1 protein-coding gene is annotated in these 1362 nt (G+C 62.2%); it reads right to left on the bottom strand.

The annotated features are described in order from the left end of the window. A partial coding sequence (locus RhoBH5_RS32535) for a DNA topoisomerase (protein WP_270009640.1) occupies positions 1–1362 on the bottom strand: 1362 nt, incomplete at both ends.

Raw genomic sequence — 1362 nt, forward strand, 5'->3', positions numbered from 1 at the left:
CCGATGCGCGTACCGGGCAGAATCCGGTGGTTGAGTTCACCGACCTCACTGAGGGTGACCTTTCCGCGCTTCTCGATCATCAACGCCTTACCGGTCGCGTTGTTGGTGACTTCCGCGTAGGTGCTCGTCCGGGTCGCACCAGTGCCCACGCTGCGCTTTTCCAGCTGCTTCATCAGCCACCCCATCGTCGGATGCGGCGGCCGCGACGGAAAGCCCTCGTGGACGAAGGGCTTCGCGATCGTGCCGAGCGCCTTCGCTCCCGACGGCGCATCGTCGTCGTCGGGTTCGTCGTCCTCGATGACGAACACACCTTTCCAGCCGAGTACCGCTGGCACATTCAGCGAACCGACGAAACTCGGGTACTTGGCGACGTGCCCGCGGTGCTGGTCGAATTCGTAGTCCGGAGCGAGCATCGTCAGGTAGTTCTTCGCCAGCAGCTCGTAAATTTCCTTGCCCAGTTCACCGAATTTCTCGGCGACATCGGCCAAACTCTGGGGGACGTTCGGTCCGGGACGGTTCGCACCGTGCGCGCCGCCGGACTTGATGTGACTCTTGCGTGGTCCCCGGTGGCTGAGCGCTGCCGGTTCCACTCCGACGACGGCGGCGATCTTGTCGACCAGCGGGAGCAGTTCGTTGAACTGTTCGATCGAGATGAACTTGTCCTCAGTGCGCGGGTACGAGACGACCTGCGCCTCGTACATCTTCTGATACGTCTCGAGGACTTTCTTGGCTTCGAAGCCCTTCTTCGACAGCAGCGACGACAGGGCGGCGAGGTCCATCAGCTTCGGTGGTCCTGTCTTCTTGCGAGTGGTTCCGTCGTGGACCACCGGTGAGGACTCGAGGCCGCCGGGGACGGCGCTTTTGTTCTCGAACCTGTCGATCTCCGGATCGGTGTAGGTGATGCCGTTCTCGTCACGAAATCGGTTCTCGTAGAAGGGTTTCTTGACGTAGTTCTTGTGTGCGTCGAGGCCGTCGCCGACGATCACGACCATCGCCGACTTGAGTCGACCGTTGCGCACGACGACGTCCGAACCGGACACCTTCGTCGCCGCCCGTGTGAACTGCATCGAGAGCATGTCCCATTTCGATCGGAAGTCCGCTTTGCGGTAGTCGCCTTCGGACTCGATCGAGGTCACCGTGCGGCGTTTCGAGAACGCCTTCCGCAGTGACGCCGGGGTTTCGTCGAGGAACTCCATCCGCTCGAGCTTCTTGCCTTCCAGGCCCAGGTACTCCACGATTTCCCAGCCCAGCAGTGAACCTTCGCCGGTCGGGTCGAGGTCGGCGGCGTTGCAGATGGTCTCGCACGTCGACAACGTGGCACCGAGCTCGTTGAGCAGGTCTTTCGCGGCCGGGTCGGTGACC

It is taken from the genome of Rhodococcus sp. BH5, from assembly GCF_027583855.1.
In the GTDB taxonomy this organism is placed as follows: Bacteria; Actinomycetota; Actinomycetes; order Mycobacteriales; family Mycobacteriaceae; genus Rhodococcus_F; species Rhodococcus_F qingshengii.